This is a genomic window from Modestobacter sp. SYSU DS0875, assembly GCF_054050915.1.
On the sequence record NZ_JBJHAH010000008.1, the window covers coordinates 72599 to 90386 of the forward strand.

17 protein-coding genes and 1 riboswitch are annotated in these 17788 nt (G+C 74.7%); of the genes, 5 read left to right on the forward strand and 12 right to left on the reverse strand.

The window, feature by feature from the left end:
- Positions 1 to 85: 85 nt before the first annotated feature.
- The 6 genes from ACI79Y_RS06645 to ACI79Y_RS06670 all read right to left on the reverse strand — a co-directional run bounded on the left by ACI79Y_RS06645 (position 86) and on the right by ACI79Y_RS06670 (position 5989).
- The gene (locus ACI79Y_RS06645) at positions 86 to 484 is read right to left on the reverse strand and encodes a VOC family protein (protein WP_457157713.1); all 399 of its coding nucleotides are present in this window, start codon (positions 482 to 484) and stop codon (positions 86 to 88) included.
- A gap of 39 nt (positions 485 to 523) precedes the next feature.
- Positions 524 to 1762 (reverse strand): MFS transporter, encoded by a 1239-nt coding sequence (locus ACI79Y_RS06650; protein ID WP_457157714.1) that lies wholly within the window; start codon positions 1760 to 1762, stop codon positions 524 to 526.
- Positions 1763 to 1835: 73 nt separating this feature from the next.
- Positions 1836 to 3329 carry a precorrin-2 C(20)-methyltransferase gene (locus tag ACI79Y_RS06655; RefSeq protein WP_457157715.1) on the reverse strand — a complete coding sequence of 498 codons (1494 nt, stop codon included), beginning with the start codon at positions 3327 to 3329 and terminating at the stop codon, positions 1836 to 1838.
- Between the two features lie 37 nt (positions 3330 to 3366).
- Positions 3367 to 3987, reverse strand: a complete 621-nt coding sequence (locus ACI79Y_RS06660) for a precorrin-8X methylmutase (protein ID WP_457157716.1) — start codon at positions 3985 to 3987, stop codon at positions 3367 to 3369.
- Complete coding sequence (gene cobG, locus ACI79Y_RS06665) at positions 3987 to 5192, reverse strand: precorrin-3B synthase (RefSeq protein ID WP_457157717.1); 1206 nt, start codon at positions 5190 to 5192, stop codon at positions 3987 to 3989. Before cobG ends, ACI79Y_RS06660 begins: the two co-directional genes overlap by 1 nt.
- A gap of 74 nt (positions 5193 to 5266) precedes the next feature.
- Positions 5267 to 5989 carry a DUF4383 domain-containing protein gene (locus ACI79Y_RS06670; protein WP_457157718.1) on the reverse strand — a complete coding sequence of 241 codons (723 nt, stop codon included), beginning with the start codon at positions 5987 to 5989 and terminating at the stop codon, positions 5267 to 5269.
- 191 nt (positions 5990 to 6180) lie between these two features.
- Between ACI79Y_RS06670 and ACI79Y_RS06675 the strand changes: the two genes are divergently transcribed.
- Positions 6181 to 6510, forward strand: coding sequence for a tetratricopeptide repeat protein (locus ACI79Y_RS06675; protein ID WP_457157719.1), 330 nt, complete (start codon positions 6181 to 6183; stop codon positions 6508 to 6510).
- 107 nt (positions 6511 to 6617) lie between these two features.
- Here the strand turns inward: ACI79Y_RS06675 and ACI79Y_RS06680 are convergent, their stop codons facing one another.
- The gene (locus ACI79Y_RS06680) at positions 6618 to 8117 is read right to left on the reverse strand and encodes an alanine/glycine:cation symporter family protein (protein WP_457157720.1); all 1500 of its coding nucleotides are present in this window, start codon (positions 8115 to 8117) and stop codon (positions 6618 to 6620) included.
- Complete coding sequence (locus tag ACI79Y_RS06685) at positions 8117 to 8557, reverse strand: universal stress protein (RefSeq protein WP_457157721.1); 441 nt, start codon at positions 8555 to 8557, stop codon at positions 8117 to 8119. Before ACI79Y_RS06685 ends, ACI79Y_RS06680 begins: the two co-directional genes overlap by 1 nt.
- 170 nt (positions 8558 to 8727) lie before the next feature.
- Here ACI79Y_RS06685 and ACI79Y_RS06690 point away from each other — a divergent pair, with 170 nt between their 5' ends.
- The gene (locus ACI79Y_RS06690; protein WP_457157722.1) at positions 8728 to 9213 is read left to right on the forward strand and encodes an FKBP-type peptidyl-prolyl cis-trans isomerase; all 486 of its coding nucleotides are present in this window, start codon (positions 8728 to 8730) and stop codon (positions 9211 to 9213) included.
- A gap of 5 nt (positions 9214 to 9218) precedes the next feature.
- Here ACI79Y_RS06690 and ACI79Y_RS06695 read toward each other — a convergent pair whose 3' ends face one another.
- The 4 genes from ACI79Y_RS06695 to ACI79Y_RS06710 all read right to left on the reverse strand — a co-directional run bounded on the left by ACI79Y_RS06695 (position 9219) and on the right by ACI79Y_RS06710 (position 12338).
- Positions 9219 to 9785, reverse strand: coding sequence for a hypothetical protein (locus ACI79Y_RS06695; protein ID WP_457157723.1), 567 nt, complete (start codon positions 9783 to 9785; stop codon positions 9219 to 9221).
- Between the two features lie 41 nt (positions 9786 to 9826).
- Positions 9827 to 10966, reverse strand: a complete 1140-nt coding sequence (locus ACI79Y_RS06700; protein WP_457157724.1) for a hypothetical protein — start codon at positions 10964 to 10966, stop codon at positions 9827 to 9829.
- Positions 10963 to 11496: an RNA polymerase sigma factor gene (locus ACI79Y_RS06705; protein ID WP_457157725.1), complete on the reverse strand. Its 534-nt coding sequence runs from the start codon at positions 11494 to 11496 to the stop codon at positions 10963 to 10965. Before ACI79Y_RS06705 ends, ACI79Y_RS06700 begins: the two co-directional genes overlap by 4 nt.
- A 62-nt stretch (positions 11497 to 11558) precedes the next feature.
- Entirely contained in the window at positions 11559 to 12338 is a 780-nt protein-coding gene (locus ACI79Y_RS06710; protein ID WP_457157726.1) for a hypothetical protein, read from the reverse strand.
- 94 nt (positions 12339 to 12432) lie between these two features.
- Positions 12433 to 12508: riboswitch (cobalamin riboswitch) on the forward strand.
- A 53-nt stretch (positions 12509 to 12561) separates the two neighbouring features.
- Here ACI79Y_RS06710 and cobN point away from each other — a divergent pair.
- From cobN to ACI79Y_RS06725, 3 genes are all read left to right on the forward strand, one after another.
- Positions 12562 to 16293: a cobaltochelatase subunit CobN gene (cobN, locus tag ACI79Y_RS06715; RefSeq protein ID WP_457157727.1), complete on the forward strand. Its 3732-nt coding sequence runs from the start codon at positions 12562 to 12564 to the stop codon at positions 16291 to 16293.
- A gap of 134 nt (positions 16294 to 16427) precedes the next feature.
- The gene (locus ACI79Y_RS06720; RefSeq protein ID WP_457157728.1) at positions 16428 to 17507 is read left to right on the forward strand and encodes an exo-alpha-sialidase; all 1080 of its coding nucleotides are present in this window, start codon (positions 16428 to 16430) and stop codon (positions 17505 to 17507) included.
- Positions 17504 to 17788 carry a MoaD/ThiS family protein gene (locus ACI79Y_RS06725; RefSeq protein WP_457157729.1) on the forward strand — a complete coding sequence of 95 codons (285 nt, stop codon included), beginning with the start codon at positions 17504 to 17506 and terminating at the stop codon, positions 17786 to 17788. The genes ACI79Y_RS06720 and ACI79Y_RS06725 overlap by 4 nt, the downstream gene beginning before the upstream one ends.

The window sequence follows — 17788 nt, forward strand, 5'->3', positions numbered from 1 at the left end:
ACGCGCGGTTGTGCGCGGGAAAGCACGCGCGGTTGTGCGCGGAGAAGCACCCGCGCTTGTGCGCGGGAAACCGTGCTGAGGGAGGTCAGTCCGGCGTCGTCAGGCGGGACGGCGGGTGCTCGGCGAGGCAGAACAGGTTGCCCTCCGGATCGGTGAGCGTCGACCACTGCACCCAGGGCACCTCGTCGAGCACGTCCCACTGGTGGGTGGCGCCCAGCGCGACCGCCCGGGTGACCTCCTCCTCGCGGCACCCCCACGGCACGGTGAGGTCGAGGTGCTGCCCCGGCCGCTCGGGCCGGGGGCCGGAGCGCGGCTGGAAGAACATGGCGAAACCGTCGGGCTCCCGGGCGGACACGAACACCCGGCCCTCGTGGTCGCCGACCACGGTGCCGCCGAGCAGCTCCGCCCAGAAGCCCGCCAGCGCCCGCGGTGAGGCGGCCTCGACGTTCACCGATCCGAGGCTGATCGCGGTCGTGGCAGGCACGCGCCGGAAGTTACGGACGGGCGCCGGCCGGGACAACCGTCATCTGTCGTGGACCGGTTCCAGCCGCGGCTGCCCCACCGGTGCCGGCGTGATCGCGGGCCGACGGCGGTGCAGCGCGAGCCCGGCGACCGCGGTCAGCGCGAGGACGATGACCACCGCGCCGTAGACCTCGGCGGTGGCCTCCAGGCCCACGGAGTTCGCGGCGGTCCCGGCGGCGATCGCCGGCAGGCTGAACGCCAGGTAGCTGACGGTGAAGACCGCCGAGATCAGCGCCGCCCGCTGGCCCGGGTCGACGCCGGCGGTCACCGTGGCCATCGCCCCGAGGAAGGCGCCGCCGAAGCCGAACCCGGAGACCACCGCGGCTGCGAAGAAGAGGGCCAGCGACCCGGTCCACAGGGCGGCGATCGTGCCGGCGACGCCGGTGGCGAAGACCAGGGCCCCCACGGTCATCCCCCGGGTGGGGGCCAGCGACCGCATGGTCAGCGACCCGATCACCCCGGTGCCGTTGAGCGCGAGGATCGGCAGCGCGCCGGTGACGTGGTCGGTGACCCCGAAGACGGTGGCGGCCAGCGACGGGCTGAGGGAGGCGTAGAGCCCACCCAGCGACCAGGTGGCGATCAGGCACGGCAGCACCAGCAGGAACGCCCGCCGCTGCGGCGCGGGCACGTGCACGCTCGGCACCAGGGAGGCCGCCAGCCCCGGCCGCCGGGGCGAGGTCTCGGGCAGCAGCAGCACCCACGCCGCGGCGGCCAGGCAGAGCACGGTGAGCACCCCGAACACCCAGTCGGTGGGGGCCGGCACGAACTGCACGGCCAGGCCGGCGCCCACCGCGCCGAGGGAGAGGCCCAGTCCGGGGCCCGCGGAGTTGACCAGCGGGCCCAGCGGCCGGTCCGCGCGCTGGGTGTCCAGCAGGGCGGCGCCGAACGCGGCGGTCAGCGCCCCGGTGGCGAAGCCCTGCACGATGCGGGCGACCAGCAGCCACCCCACGCCGTCGGCGGCCCAGAACAGCACCATCGACACCGCCTCGACCAGCAGCGCGACGGCGAGCACCGGCCGCCGTCCGACGTGGTCCGAGAGGCCCCCCACCACCAGCAGGGAGAGCAGCAGCGCGAAGGCGTAGACGCCGAAGACGACGGTCAGCGTGCCCGAGCCGAAGCCGAACTCCTCGGCGTAGACCCGGTAGAGCGGGGAGGGGACACCCGAGGCCGCGAGCATCAGGATCAGCAGGACGGCGACCGACCAGAAGGCGGCCGGGCGGGAGAGCGTTCCTCGGGGCACGAACGGGTGCAAGTCCCAACCAGCCGGTCCTGTTCCCGACGTCACCCGGTCAGGTGGCCGTGGGGGGTGGCGGTCAGCCCGGGTAGCGGCGGCTGGTGAACACCTGGCCGGACGGCGTGACCCGGGTCTGGGTCGAGCCGATCAGCAGCAGGCAGCGCATGTCGACCGTCTCCGGGTCCAGCCCGGCCAGCGTCGTCACCCGCACCGACTCCTCCGCACCCCCGACGTCGCGGCCGACGACCACCACGGTGTCGGGGTCGCGGACGTCGAGCAGCGCCTTCTGCGCCTCGGCCAGCTGGTGCGGCCGGGCCTTGGAGCGCGGGTTGTACAGCGCGAGCACCAGGTCGGCCGCGGCCGCGGCGCGCAGCCGGTCGAGCACGACGTCCCAGGGCTTGAGGACGTCGGAGAGGCTGATCACCGCGAAGTCGTGCCCGAGGGGGGCACCCACCCGCGACGCGACGGCCTGCGCGGCGGTGAGCCCGGGCAGCACCCGCACCTCGACGTCGGGGAAGCCCTCAGCCGCCACCTCGAGCACCGCGGCGGCCATCGCGAAGACGCCGGGGTCGCCGCTGGAGACCACCGCCACCCGGCGTCCGTCCCTGGCCAGCTGCAGGGCGGCGGCGGCGCGCTCGGCCTCCACCCGGTTGTCGCTGGGGTGGCGGATCTGCCGCGGGTTGGCCGGCACCCGGTCCAGGTAGGGGCCGTAGCCGACCAGGTCGTCGGCCTCGGCCAGCGCCTCGGCGACCTCCGGCGTGGTCCAGGACCGCTTGCCGGGGCCGAGTCCGACGACGACGACCTCGCCGGTGCGCAGCGCCTCGTCGTCCGAGCGCTCGGGGGTGTTGCCCGGGCCGGTCAGCGGGCTGGGCAGCAGCGCGAGGGAGAAGTAGGGCACCGTCTCCGGGTCGACCTCGGCCAGTGGGGCGACCCGCTGTCGATCGGTGGTGGCCCGCTCGACGTACCAGGCGCGGTCGAGCACGCCCGCGGCGTCGAAGGCATCGCGCACGCCCGCGAACGTCCGGCCCAGCTTCATCACCGCCGCGGAGTCGGTCGTGGCCAGCCATTCGGCGAGCTCGTCGGGAGGGAGCGTGCCGGGCAGCACGGTGAGCACCTCGTCGCGCTCGACCAGCGGCCGGCCGAGCACGGCGGCGGCGCCGCTGACGCTGGTCACCCCCGGGACCACCTCGGTCGGGTACCGGTGCGCCAGCCGCTTGTGCATGTGCATGTAGGAGCCGTAGAAGAACGGGTCGCCCTCGGCGAGGACGACGACGTCCCGGCCGGCGTCCAGGTGGGCGGCCAGCCGCGCGGCGGCGGCCTCGTAGAACTCGTCGATCGCGCCCTGGTAGCCGCCGGGGTGGTCGGTGGTCTCGGTGGTGACGGGGTAGACCAGCAGCTCCTCGACCTGGCCGGCACGCAGGTACGGCTCGGCCAGCCCGCGGGCCACGGAGCGGCCGTGCTGGGCGGCGTGGAAGGCGACGACGTCGGCGGCGCCGATCAGCCGGGCGGCCTTGACCGTCACCAGCTCCGGGTCGCCGGGCCCCAGCCCGACCCCGTACAGCCGCCCGCTCACGAGCGGGCCCCCAGGGCGGAAATGGCCATCTCTGCCCTCACTCGGCCGTGCTCGCGATCGCGTTGACCGCGGCGGCGGTGATCGCGCTGCCGCCGCGCCGGCCGTGGACCACGAGGAAGTCCAGGTCCGAGGCGGCCAGCGCCTCCTTGGACTCCACCGCGCCGATGAAGCCCACCGGGATGCCGATGACGGCGGCCGGCCGGGGGGCGCCGGCCGCGACCATCTCCAGCAGGTGGAACAGCGCGGTGGGCGCGTTGCCGATCGCCACGACGGCACCGTCGAGCCGGTCGCCCCACAGGTGCATCGCCGCCGCGGTGCGGGTGGTGCCCATCTCGCGGGCCAGGTCGGGGGTGCGCGGGTCGTTGAGCGTGCAGACGACGTCGTTGTCCTTCGGCAGCCGCCGCCGGGTGATCCCCGAGGCGACCATCTGCGCGTCGCAGAGCACCGGGGCGCCGGCGTGCAGCGCCTCCCGGGCCTTCGCCACGACGTTGTCGGACCAGGCCACATCGGCCACCAGGTCGACCTGCCCGCAGGCGTGGATCATCCGGACGGCGACCTGGGCGACGTCGGCGGGCAGCCCGGAGAGGTCGGCCTCGGCGCGGATCGTGGCGAAGGACTGCCGGTAGATCTCGGCGCCGTCGTGCTCGTAGGAGTACATCAGTCCTTCTCGATGAGGTAACCGGTCGGCGTCGCCACGACGTCGACCACGCGGCCGGTCGGGCGGCCGCAGCGGCGGGCACAACCGGCCCAGTGCTGTCGGGCGCCGCCGGCCGGCAGCGTGCCCGCGGCCACGGCGGCGGTGGCGTCGGCCCGCACGTCGGCCAGCGACTTCGCGCAGCCCGGCCGTCCGGCGCAGGCGGTGACCAGCCGCCACGGACTGCTCGGCTCGGTGACCAGGCCGGCACCGGTCAGCGCGGCGGCCGCCTGGTCGGCGTCGGCCAGGTCGGGGACGACGACGGTGCGCCAGGGGGTGACCTCGACCTGGGGTGCGAGGTCGGCGAGCAGTTCGGCCTGCTCGGCGGTGAGCCGGCCCAGCGGCACGACGACGGCCAGCGCGGTGCGGCCGTCGTCCTGCGGCAGTGGGCCGGCCGGCCCGGTGACCGGCGGGCTGACCCGCTCGCGGCCCGGGGCGTCCGGCCGCCGGCCGGTGAGCCGCTCGGTGACCCGCGCCCAGCCGTCGGTGAGCTCGGCCAGCCGCCAGGCGGTGCCGCCCTGGGCGGCCCGCTCGGCGTGGAAGGCCGCGCTTGCGGCCAGCGCCAGGGCGACCGCGTCCCCGGGGCGGGCCCGGACGCCGGAGTCGGTGCCGCCGAGCAGCAGGGCGACGACGTCGGAGGCGAGGGCGAGCAGGGTGACGTCGGCGCCCAGCCCCGCCACGTCACCACGGCCGTCGTCGAAGGCGACCAGGAACCGGCCCGGCAGCTCGGCGAGGGCGGGGTCGGCCAGCAGCGCGCTGTCGAAGGAGCGCACCCAGGGCCGGACGTCGAGGTGCCCGCCCCGCCGGCCGGAGAGGCTGCTGGCCAGCACGTTGCGCACCCGCTCGTGGGTGGCGCTGGGCAGCAGGCCCACCGCGGCCAGCCGCTCGCCCAGCTCGGTCTCGGCTCCGGCGGGCAGGCCGCGCAGCTGGGTATTGCCGCGGCTGGTCAGCTCCAGGTGCCCGTCGCCGAGGTCGCGGGCGGCGGCGGCCAGCGTGCGCAGCTGCCCCGCGGTCAGGCCTCCGCCGGGGACGCGCACCCGGGCCAGGCCGCCGTCGGCGGCGGTGTGGGTCTGCAGCGCACCCGGACACGCGTCGGCCCGGTCCCGCGCCGGCCCGGGGCCGGACGGGGGGAGGGCGGTCTGGGCGGAGGACATCGCGACGGAGGACATGGCGAGGGCGAGGCTACTTCCCCGGACGGGGGGCCCTGCCGGACAGTCGGGGGCCTGTCCGGCAGGGCGGCTGGTCACCGCAGGGCGCGACCGTCCATCTCCATCCAGACGCGGCGGCGGTCGGCGCGGGTGCGCACCTGGGCCATCGCGGTCACCCGGCGCTGCTGCTCCGGGGAGGCCCGGTGCTCCACGACGGCGAGCTCCGCGTCGCGCATGGCCCGCTCGGCGGCGACCTCCGCCGGGCTGGTGGGCAGCTCCTGGCCGGTGTCGTCGTCCCCGTCGGTGGCCGGCCGCTCGGTCCGGTAGGGCGAGTCCTCGGGCAGGTTGCCGCTGACCCGGCCGTAGGTGCCCAGGGTGAGCAGCACCAGGCCGGCGCAGATGGAGAAGATGACGTTGGCCATGGAGAAGGCGAGGACGTTCCAACCGGTCTCCAGCACGGCCAGGTTGGCCAGCGCCGACACCAGGAACAGCGCGCCCACCGCCATCATCACGGTCGAGGCGGTGCGGGAGCTGTGCAGCGCGGCGGCGATCAGCACCGCCGCGGTGACCAGCGAGATGGTCGACAGCAGGCCGTTGGATGACAGGCCGAGGACGCGCTCGCCGTCGGTGGAGAAGTAGTCCAGCCCGTCGACGAGACCGAGCACGCCGAAGACGGCCAGCACCAGGGCGACGACGACGGCGCCGATCCGGTGCACGGCGGGCACCACCCGGGCGGTACCGGTGGCGGGGCTCTCGGCGGGTTCGGGGTGCTCCCCGGTGCCGGGGGAGGAGGGGTGGTGGCGCAGGGAGAGGGCCATGCGGGACTCCGGGAGTGGCAGGGCTGCGAACCGGGGCCACGCTGGCACCGGCCTCGATGGCATACCCAGGCGATAGCGGCCAATCCGGTCGTGGGCGTCCTTTCTCGTTTCGTTGCGTGATGGATCCAGTGCGCAGCGTGGTGGGGAAGCGATGGCCGGGGCCCGGTGTTCGACCGGCCGGAAGGAGCGTCATGACCCAGCCGTTCGAGATCGACCTGCACTCCGAGTACCTGCGCGCCGACCTGTTCTTCGCCATGGGGCAGCCCACCGAGGCCGCCCGGGTCCTGGAGCCGGTGGTGGCCGCCGAGCCGGGCAACCAGGCAGCGCTCGAGCTGCTCGCCCGCAGCTACTACGGCGCTGCCCGGCTGGCCCGGGCCGAGGAGTGCCTGACCCGCCTGGTGGAGCTCGCGCCGGCCAACGGGTGGGCCCGCCGGGCGCTGGCCCGCACCCTGGAGCGCCAGAGCCGAGGTGCCGACGCCGCCGTCCACCACCGCGTGGCCGACGCGCTCGGCGCGAAGTGAGCTGGTCGGGTCCGGCTTGAGCCAGGACACGGCGGGGTGGAGTCGCGTGCGCGCGGCTCCACCCCGCCGTCGGCGGGCCGGCAGCCCCCGCTCGGGGCAGGTGGTCCTCAGCCGCGTTCGGTGACCGGCACGAGCTCGCCGTCGGCCAGCCGCCGGCGGTAGCCGAAGATCTCCGCCTTCACCACCCTGGCCATGATGTAGAGCCCGATGATGTTCGCGAACGACATCGCGAAGATCATGCTGTCGGAGAAGCCGATCACCGCGTCCAGCGTCGACGATGCGCCGATGACGACGAAGATGCAGAAGACGACCTTCCAAGCCCGGTCGACCAGCATCGACTCGCCGAACAGGTAGGTCGCCGCCTTCAGCCCGTAGTAGCTCCAGGCGAGCATCGTGGAGTAGGCGAAGAGGATCACCGCGACGGCGAGCACCACCGGGAACCACGACGCGACCGTCGCGAACGCCGCCGACGTGGTCTGCACGCCGGCGTCGCTGGCGTCATCGGCCCAGGTGCCGGTGATCGTGATCGCCAGCGCGGTCATCGTGCAGATGACGACGGTGTCGATGAACGGCTCCAGCACGGCCACGTGGCCCTCGCTGGCCGGTTCGTTGGTCTTCACCGCCGAGTGCGCGATCGCCGCCGATCCGAGGCCGGCCTCGTTGCTGAAGGCGGCCCGGCGGAACCCCTGGATGAGGACGCCGACGACGCCGCCGAAGCCGGCCTCGGGGCTGAACGCCTGGGAGATGATCGCCCAGATCGCCGAGGGGATCTCGGTGAGGTTGAACAGCAGCACCAGCAGGCACGCGACCACGTAGAAGACCGCCATGAACGGCACGATCTTGTCGGTGACCCGGGCGATGCTGCGGATCCCGCCGATGATCACGGCGCCGACCAGCAGCGCGAGCACCAGCCCGAACACCGCCCCGGCGGCGCCCCCGCCCAGCGGGCCGTCGGCGCCACCGGTGACCGACTGCGCCTGGCTGAAGGCCTGGTTGGACTGGAACATGTTCCCACCGCCGACCGCCCCGCCCAGGGTGAAGATGCAGAAGGCGACGGCGAGCACCTTGCCCAGGCCGCCCATGTTCTTCTCGGCCAGGCCGCGCCGCAGGTACCACATGGGCCCGCCGGAGACCCGGCCGTCGGGGAAGACGTTGCGGTACTTCACCCCGAGCGTGCACTCCACGCCCTTGGTGCACATGCCGACCAGCCCGGCCACGATCATCCAGAAGGTGGCGCCCGGCCCGCCCAGGGAGAGCGCGACGCCGACCCCGGCGATGTTGCCCAGCCCGACGGTGCCGGAGACCGCGGTGGCCAGCGCCTGGAAGTGGGTCACCTCCCCGGCGTCGGCGGGGTCGTCGTACCGGCCGCGGATCAGCTGGACGGCGTGGCCGAAGGCGCGGAACTGGAACCCGCGCAGGTAGATGGTGAAGAAGATGCCGGCCGCCACCAGCCACACGACGATCAGCGGCAGCTCGACGCCCTCGTCGATGAAGTCCAGCGGCACCGCGTAGAAGACGACGCCCTCGATCCAGCCGGAGACCGGGGCGAAGAAGTCGTTGACCGACTCGTCGAAGGTGGCGGCGTGCACGGCTGCGGACGTCGTCATCACGGCACCACCAGGACGGGGACGGGGGAGAGCTGGATGAGGTTGCTCGGCGTGGACCCGAACAGCAGCGTGCGGACCCGGCTCTGCCCGACCCGGCCGACGATGATCCAGACCGCGTCGTACTCCCGGGCCAGGGCAACCAGCGTCTCGGCCGGGTGGCCGTGCCGGACGACGCCCTCCAGCTCGAGGTCCCCGTGCGCCGCCGACAGCCGGGCCGTCACCGGCTGGAGCACCCGCTCGCGCGCGGCGGTGGCCTCCCGTCGTTTCTCGATCGCCCGGCGTTCGTTCTCCTCGGCGCTGCTGAACGCGTAGGGCGACCACGGCACCACGCAGGCCAGCACCAGCCGCAGGTCGTGCCGCCCGGCGGCCTCCGCGGCGGCGTCCGCCGCGCGTCCGCTCGCCTCGCTCCCGTCGAGCCCGACGATGATCGATCTGGACACTGCTGGACCCCCAGGTGTCGCGGACGTTGCCGGAAAGCTAGTGGCCCGCCGGACCTCCGGCCATCCGAAGGCCTGGCGCTCACGGGGTGTGGTGTGCTGGAGCCCCGCCGCGGTGCCAGCAGCCCGTCGGACGGCGCCCCCGACCGACCCGTGCTCGTCCTGGAGACCACATGCACCGCCGCACCGTCCCTGCCGCGTTCCTCGTCCTCGGCCTGTCGCTGGCCGCCTGTGGCAGCGACGACGGGCAGTCGGCGGGCCCCGCTGCGCAGATCAGCACCGACCTCTCCGAGGCACCGGACGTGCCGGCCGCCGGGGAGCCGGCCCCCGACGAGCTGGTGATCGAGGACGTCGTCGTCGGCGACGGCGCCGAGGCGACCGAGGGGTCGACCGCGGAGGTCAAGTACGCGGGCGCCCTCTACGAGGACGGCGAGGAGTTCGACTCGTCCTGGAGCCGCGGGGAGGACTCGACGTTCCCGGTGCCGCTGGGCGAGGGCGCGGTGATCGAGGGCTTCGAGCAGGGCATCGAGGAGATGCAGGTCGGCGGCCGGCGGGTGGTGGTCATCCCCAGCGAGCTCGGTTACGGCCCGCGGGGCCAGGGGCCGATCCCCGGCGACGCGACCCTGGTCTTCGTGATCGACCTGGTGTCGGTGGACTGACGCCGCTACCGGTACCGGTACCACTCGGGGAGCCGGGTGCGGCGGTCCACGCGCTGGCTGACCAGCTGCCGGCCGTCGGCGGCGACGGCCTCCGCGGTCGGTGGCTGCTTGCCGCCCCAGACCACCACCAGGTGCCCGTGCCGCGGCACCCGGATCTCCCGCGCGCCGACGACGACCCGGTCGACCGCCGAGCTCGCCCGCAGCACGGCGTAGGAGACGTACCGGGCGCCCCAGGGCACCAGCCGGCCGGCGCTGCGGTTCGCCGAGCCCCCGCCGGTGACGACGAGATGGCCGCCCAGCACCGAGGCGTCGGGGCGGTCGGCCAGGTCGTCGTCCTCGAAACCGCCCCCACCGCCGCCCAGCACCACCCACTCCTGCCCGCGCCGGGCGAGTGCCCAGGTCTCCTGCGCCACGAAGCCGACGCTGCGCCGGGCGAACATCGTGCAGGCGACGTCGCCATCGACGTCCACCGCCAGCGGGGCGAACCGCCGACGACGGCTGAGCCGCGGTGGGGCCTCCGGCAGACCGTGCTCGAGAAGCGCGACGCTCTCCGCGAGCACGTCGTAGGCCACCGCCGCAGGCTAGGGGCGGGCGCGCGCCGGGGACAGCGGGTTCAGTCGGTGCCGTACCTCGCCAGCCGGGGGTCGTCGGCCGGGACCTGGCGCAGCGACGCGAGCATCTGCTCGAACTCGGTCCGTTCGTCGTCGGGCGGGGTCACCAGCGCCACGGTGCCCGGGGCGGGCTCGACCAGCAGGAACGTCCGCGGCGTCGACCCCGGCGGACCGCCGTCGGCCTCTCCGCCCTGGGGCCGGGCGATGATCGCCGGCCGGCCGCCCAGGGTGGTCAGCCGGTCACCGACGTCCGCCGTGGCCGCCAGTGGGAGCAGGACCGGTCCGGGTACCTCCACGTCCAGCACCCGGGTGATCTCGCCGTCGGTCAGCTCCGTCCACCACGTCGTCACGTTCTGCGGGGTGGTGTACGGCGCGCCCTCGCGCTGGTGGACGACGTCCCAGCCGGGGCCGGCCGCGGGGTCCCAGCTGACCCGGGTGCCGTCGACGAGCACCGCGGCGAGCGCCTGCCGGGCCTCCTCCAGCGGCATCCCGGCAGCCTCCACCGACCACTGCTGGCCCTGGTCGTCGGTCCAGACCCACCGGCGCAGGTCGGTCGTGGAGGCCTGCACGTCGAAGCGGAGCGCCGGGTGGCCGAGCACCGTGTCCGGCACGCTCCCGTCGACCAGGTGTGGCTGGTCGACGCGCGCGTCCACCGGGCCGGTGACCGCGATCCGCGCGGTCACCAGCCCTGCTTCGTCCTGCCGCACGACGGCGAGGGACGGCGGGATGCAGGTGGAGGCGCGGGAGTTGTGGCGCACCATGATCGACCGGTAGGACCAGCCGCTCGGCAGCCGGTCGGGCAGCAGCCGGACCTCGGCGTCCTCCGGCCGCACCGCGCTGGCGTACGCGTTGCCGCAGCTGATCGACCCGTCCGTGGCCACGGCCGGGGAGAGCAGCGTGGGTGCCCCGCCACCGTCGTCCTGGAACGCGCTGATCACCAGGGGGACGGCGGTGAGCGCGGCGGCGGCCGCGGCGATCAGCACGACGCGGCGCGGCCAGGGGGAGCGGTGGCCGCCCGCCGGGGCGGTGGTCGCGCGCTCGGCGTCCACCCGCGCCCGCACCCGGGTGAGCAGGGCCGGGTCGTCGGGATCGTGGCCCGCCGGGTCGGCGGCGCGCAGCAGGGCGTCGGGGTCGCGGGTCACGCGGCACCTCCGGGGGAGTCGGGGCAGGGGGCCGGGACGGGGGCGACGGGGTCCGCGCGGTCGGCGAGCAGCGCGGCGAACCGCCGGCGGGCGCGGTGCAGCCGCACCTTGAGCGCGCCGCGGGTGCAGCCGAGCGCCTCGGCCGCCTCCTCCTGGGTCAGCCCGTCCCAGGCGAGCAGGGTGAGCAGCTCGCGGTCGGCGTCGGAGAGCCGATGCAGGGCAGCGGTCACCTCGTCGTCCGGGCCGGTGACCGGCCAGGCGAGGTCCGCGGCCGGTTGGGCGCCGATCCGCTCGGTGAGCGCGTCCCGGCGGCGGTGCCCGCGCCGGACGTTCGCGCTCACGCCCCGGGCCACGCCGAGCAGCCAGGGCAGCCCGAACGCCGGCACCTCGTCCAGGCGCCGCCAGGCCACCACGAACGTCTCCGCGACCACGTCCTCGACATCGTCCGGGAGCACGTGCCGACGGGCGTACCGGACGACGGCCGGGGCGTGGTCGGTCCACAGCCGGTCGAACCGCTCGTCAGGCGTCACGGGGCTTCCTCAGGGCGCACACCCGGGAAGTGTCCGGACGCCGCCGTCCGGTTACAGCCGGCTCAGTTGATCTCGTCGGCGTCCCAGGTGAGCGAGTCCTCCGGGCGCACCTCCAGCGCCTCCAGCACCGGGTGGGCCAGCAGCTCGTCGACCAGCGCACGGCTGCCGGCGACCAGCGTGGAGTCGAAGTCGATCTCGGTCCCGACGCACCAGGCCCGGTCGGCCGGCCAGCACAGGTTGGGGGACTGCGGGAGGAACCAGCCGACGGTCACCTGGTCGCCGATGAACCGGGCCGCCCCCAGCGGGCCGTGCAGCAGCAGGTAGCCGCGGTCCAGCGGGTGCCGCACCCGCGGCCCCGCGAGCTCCTCGGTCGTGAACGCCGGTGGCTCGGGTCGGGACCGCTCGGCGCTGGGGTGGTAGCCGATGACGCCCCGCCGCGTGTCCACCCAGGCGTAGCCCTCCCACAGACAGAACCAGCAGTCGTCCGGCGTGGTGGTGTGCCCGGCCAGGACGTCGAGCAGTGCCGTCAGCTGTTCGGGGACGAGGTTCCCCTCCTCGGGCCGGCCGTCGGTCCAGTCGCCCCCCTGCGCGTTCAGCGGGTCGTCGGAGCCGACCAGCCGGTGCCACTGCACCAGCGGGTGCACCGCACGCCCGGTCGCCACCGCCACCTCCGCCCAGGACACCAGCCGGTCGCCGACGTCGACCGGGTGGAGCAACCGGGCGTACGCCGCGAAGCCGGTCGGGACGACGCTGCCCACGGTGCCTGGCCGGTCGGCCAGTCGCGGCAGGATCCACGCCGCGGCGGCGACGTCCGCGCTGTACGCCGGGGCCTCGGGGTGCACGGGGACATCGTCGCCGCGGTGTCCAGCGGGTTCTGCCGCCCGTGCCCGCCCCGGGCGCCGGGTAGCGTCTGGCGCACATCACGGCAGCGCGCGCGGAAGCCGGTGCGAACCCGGCGCGGTCCCGCCACTGTGTGCCCCGTCCCGCTGGTCGGCCGGGGTGAGCCAGACACCGCGGCTGTCGTGTCCGACGACCCGGGGCGCGGACCCCGAGGGAGGCACTGCCTTGAGCTCTCGCACCTTCACCCTGCTCTCGACGAGCGACACCGACCTGTTGAGCGCCCGGTCCAGCGCGGCTGACTGGCGGCTGGGCAACCCGGCCCGGCTCGGCGCCGACGGGATGGTGGACCTGGCCGCCGGCAGCGACCTCGTCGTCGTCCGGATCCTGGGCGTACGTCGCCAGTACGAGGAGGTGCTCGCCCCCCTGCTCGCCGGGCCGGCTCCGGTCGTCGTCCTCGGTGGGGAGAACGTGCCGGACGCCGAGCTGATGGAGCTCTCGACCGTGCCGATGGGCGTGGCCACCGAGGCGCACGGCTACCTGGCGCAGGGTGGCCCGGACAACCTCGAGCAGTTGCACCGCTTCCTCGGCGACACCGTGCTGCTCGAGGGTGAGGGCTTCGAGGCGCCGTCGGTCGCACCCGAGTGGGGCGTGCTGGAGCGCTCTCCCGCCGGTGACGGGGGGAAGAGCATCGCAGGGAGCGCCAGCGACCGAGGAGCGGAGCGAGTCCGGAACGGCGACGTCGAGCAGTCGCGGGGGAGTGGCCCGACCGTCGCCGTCCTGTACTACCGGGCGCACCACCTGTCCGGGAACACCGGCTTCGTCGAGGCGCTCTGCACCGCGATCGAGGCGGCCGGCGGCCGTGCGCTGCCGGTGTTCACCGCCTCGCTCCGCACCGTCGAGCCCGGCCTGGTCGAGCTGCTGCGCACCGCCGACGCCCTGGTGGTCACCGTGCTGGCCGCCGGTGGGTCGAAGCCGGCCACGGCGCAGGCCGGTGGGGACGACGGCGCCTGGGACGTCGGCGAGCTCGCCGACCTGGACGTCCCGGTCGTGCAGGGGCTCTGCCTGACCAGCTCCCGCGCCGACTGGGCAGCCAACGACGACGGGCTCTCCCCGCTGGACGTCGGCAACCAGGTCGCCATCCCGGAGTTCGACGGCCGGCTGATCAGCGTGCCGTTCTCCTTCAAGGAGACCGACGCCGACGGGCTGACCTCCTACGTCGCCGACCCCGAGCGGGCCGCCCGGGTCGCCGGGACGGCGGTCGCGCACGCCCGGCTACGGCACACCCCGCCGGCCGAGCGCCGGATCGTGGTGATGCTGAGCGCCTACCCGACCAAGCACGCCCGGATCGGCAACGCCGTCGGCCTGGACACCCCCGCCTCGGTGGTCCGGCTGCTGGCCGCGATGCACGGACAGGGCTACGACATCGGCCCGTTCGACGGCCCCGACGCGCTGCCCGGCGTCGCCGACCTGGACGGTGACGCGCTGGTGCACGCGCTGATCGCCGCCGGCGGCCAGGACGAGAACTGGCTCACCGAGGAGCAGCTCAGCGGCAACCCCGTGCGGATCCCCGCCGCCGAGTACCGCCGGCACTTCGACTCGCTGCCGGCCGAGCTGCGCGAGGCGATGGAGGAGCACTGGGGGCCTGCGCCGGGGTCGCTGTTCGTCGACGGCTCCGGTGACGACCAGGCCATCGTCTTCGCCGCGCTGCGCGCCGGGAACGTCGTGGTGATGGTCCAGCCGCCGCGCGGTTTCGGGGAGAACCCGATCGCGATCTACCACGACCCGGACCTGCCGCCGTCCCACCACTACCTCGCCGCCTACTGGTGGCTGCGCTCGGGTCGGGATGCTGGAGGATTCGGGGCGCACGCGATGGTGCACGTCGGCAAGCACGGGAACCTCGAGTGGCTGCCGGGCAAGACCGTCGGGATGTCCGCGGGCTGCGGCACCGACGCCGCGATCGGGGACCTTCCGCTGGTCTACCCGTTCCTGGTCAACGACCCGGGCGAGGGCACCCAGGCCAAGCGCCGGGCGCACGCCACCCTGGTCGACCACATGGTGCCGCCGATGGCCCGCGCGGACTCCTACGGCGACATCGCCCGGCTGGAGCAGCTGCTCGACGAGCACGCCAACATCGCCGCGATGGACCCGGCGAAGCTGCCCGCCGTCCGGCAGCAGATCTGGACGCTGCTGCAGGCGGCCAAGCTCGACCACGACCTGGGCCTGACCGAGCGCCCCGAGGACGACCACTTCGACGAGATGATCCTGCACGTCGACGGCTGGCTCTGCGAGATCAAGGACTCCCAGATCCGCGACGGGCTGCACGTGCTCGGCACCCCGCCCTCGGGGCAGGACCGGGTCGACCTGGTGCTGGCGATGCTGCGCGCGCGGCAGATCTGGGGCGGCGCCGTGGCCCTGCCCGGGCTGCGCCAGGCGCTCGGGCTCACCGAGGACGGCACCGCGGGGCTGAAGGAGACCGACCGGGTCGAGGCGCAGGCCGAGGCGCTGGTCGCCGGGATGGAGGAGCGCGGCTGGACCGCCTCCGCCATCGCCGACGTCGTCGGCGGCGTGCTCGGCACGACCGACGACGACGTCACCGCCGTCCTGCGGTTCGCCGTCGAGGAGGTCGTGCCCCGGCTGGAGCGCACCACCGACGAGCTGGACATGACGCTGCACGCCCTCGACGGCGGCTACGTGCCGGCGGGGCCGTCGGGTTCGCCGCTGCGCGGGCTGGTCAACGTGCTGCCGACCGGGCGGAACTTCTACTCGGTCGACCCGCGGGCGATCCCCTCCCGGCTGGCCTGGGAGACCGGATCGGCGATGGCCGAGTCGCTGATCGACCGCTACCGCGCCGACCACGACGGGCAGTTCCCGCCCTCGGTCGGGCTGTCGGTGTGGGGCACCTCGGCCATGCGCACCGCGGGTGACGACGTCGCCGAGATCCTCGCGCTGCTCGGCGTCCGGCCGGTCTGGGACGAGGCGTCGCGGCGGGTGACCTCGCTGGAGCCGATCGCCCTCGACGAACTCGGCCGGCCGCGGATCGACGTCACGGTGCGGATCTCCGGCTTCTTCCGCGACGCCTTCCCGCACGTGGTCACCATGCTCGACGACGCCGTGACCCTGGTTGCCTCGTTGGACGAGTCCGACGACCAGAACTTCGTGAAGGCGCACGCCGACGCCGACGTCGCCACCCACGGCGACCGGCGGCGGGCCACCACCCGGGTGTTCGGCTCCAAGCCCGGCGCCTACGGGGCCGGGCTGCTGTCGCTGATCGACTCCCGCGACTGGCGCGGGGACGCCGACCTGGCCGAGGTCTACGCGGTGTGGGGTGGCTACGCCTACGGTCGCGACCTGGACGGCGTGCAGGCCCGCCCGGACATGGAGGCCGCCTACCGGCGGATCGCCGTGGCGGCCAAGAACGTCGACACCCGCGAGCACGACATCGCCGACTCCGACGACTACTTCCAGTACCACGGCGGCATGGTCGCCACGGTGCGCGCGCTGACCGGCTCCTCGCCGGAGGCCTACATCGGCGACTCCACCCGGCCCGAGCAGGTGAAGACCCGGTCGCTGGTCGAGGAGACCTCCCGGGTGTTCCGTGCCCGGGTGGTCAACCCCAAGTGGCTGGCCGCGATGCGCCGGCACGGCTACAAGGGCGCCTTCGAGCTGGCCGCCACCGTCGACTACCTGTTCGGCTACGACGCCACCACCGGCGTGGTCGCCGACTGGATGTACGAGAAGCTCGCCCAGACCTACGTGCTCGACCCGGAGAACCGGGAGTTCATGGAGAAGTCGAACCCGTGGGCGCTGCACGGCATCGCCGAGCGGCTGCTGGAGGCGGTGGACCGCGAGATGTGGGCCGAGCCGGACCCGGCGCTGCTGGCCGAGCTGCAGCAGGCCTACCTGGACACCGAGGGCGACCTGGAGGGCGGGGAGACCCCGGCGCAACAGCCGGTCTGAGCGCCGGTCGACAGGCAGGGGTTCGGGGAGCTTGTGCTCTGCTCACCACCAGTGAGCAGAGCACGAGCTCCCCGGACCACCACTCGGCAGCCCGATGCCGATGAGTTCTGCCGGACCGCGGAGTCCTCTGCTGCATGGCGACGACTCTGCTGGCGATCGGCACGCGCAAGGGGCTCTGGCTCGCGACGAGTGAGGACCGACGGACCTGGTCCCTCTCCGCACCGCACTTCCTGATGACCGAGGTGCCGAGCATCGGCATCGACGTGCGCGGCGGGCGCACCCGGGTGCTGCTCGGCGTCCGCTCGGAGCACTTCGGGCCGACCGTCGTCCACTCCGACGACCTCGGCGCCACCTGGACCGAACCCGAGGGCGGCGCCATCCGGTTCCCCGCCGACACCGGCGCCGCGGTCGAACGGGTCTGGCAGCTGCACCCGGACTCCGCCGACCGGCCCGGGGTGGTGTGGGCCGGCTGCGAGCCGATCTCGGTGTGGCGCTCGGACGACGGCGGGGAGCACTTCGAGCTCTGCCGCGGGCTGTGGGACCACCCGCACCGCGCCGAGTGGGGTGCCGGCTACGGCGGGGCGGCGGCGCACTCCGTCGTCCCCGGGCCCGCCGGCACGGTGCACGTCGCGATGAGCACCGGCGGGGTCTACCGCACGCGGGACGGCGGCGCCTCGTGGCAGCCGCGCAACGCGGGCATCTCCGCGTACTTCCTGCCCGGGCCGCCACCGGAGTTCGGCCAGTGCGTGCACAAGATCGCCCGGGACGCCGCCGTGCCCACCCGGCTGTACGCGCAGAACCACCACGGCGTCCACCGCTCCGACGACGACGGCGACACGTGGACCTCGATCGCCGGCGGGCTGCCCTCGGACTTCGGCTTCGTGATGCTGGCCGACCCGCGCCGCGGCGGGCGGATCTGGGTGGTGCCGCTGGTCGCCGACGGCCGGCGGATCCCGCCGGACGGGCGGCTGGCCGTGCACCGCAGCGACGACGCGGGGGAGACCTGGCAGGAGCTGACCGCGGGGCTGCCGACCGACGAGTACAACGCGGTGCTGCGGGACGCCACCTGCGTGGACGCCGACGACCCGGTCGGCGTCTACGTGGGCACCCGCGGCGGCGAGGTGTACGCCAGCGCCGACGCGGGGGAGTCGTTCACCCAGGTCGCCGGCCACCTGCCCGACGTGCTGTGCGTGCGCGCCGCGGTCCTGCCGTGACGGTCCGGGTGCTGCTGCCGCGGCTGCTGGCCGACTGCACCGGCGGCCGGTCCTCGGTGGCGCTCGACCTGCCCGCCGGGGCGACCGTGGGCGCGGTGCTCGACGCGCTGGCCGCCGACCACCCGGTGTTCGACCGTCGGGTGCGCGACGAGACCGGCGCGCTGCGCCGCTTCGTGAACGTCTACGTCGACGGCGAGGAGGTGCGCCGGCTGAGCGGCCTGGCGACGGTCGTCGGACCCGACGCGGAGGTCATGGTCGTGCAGTCGGTCGCCGGCGGGTGA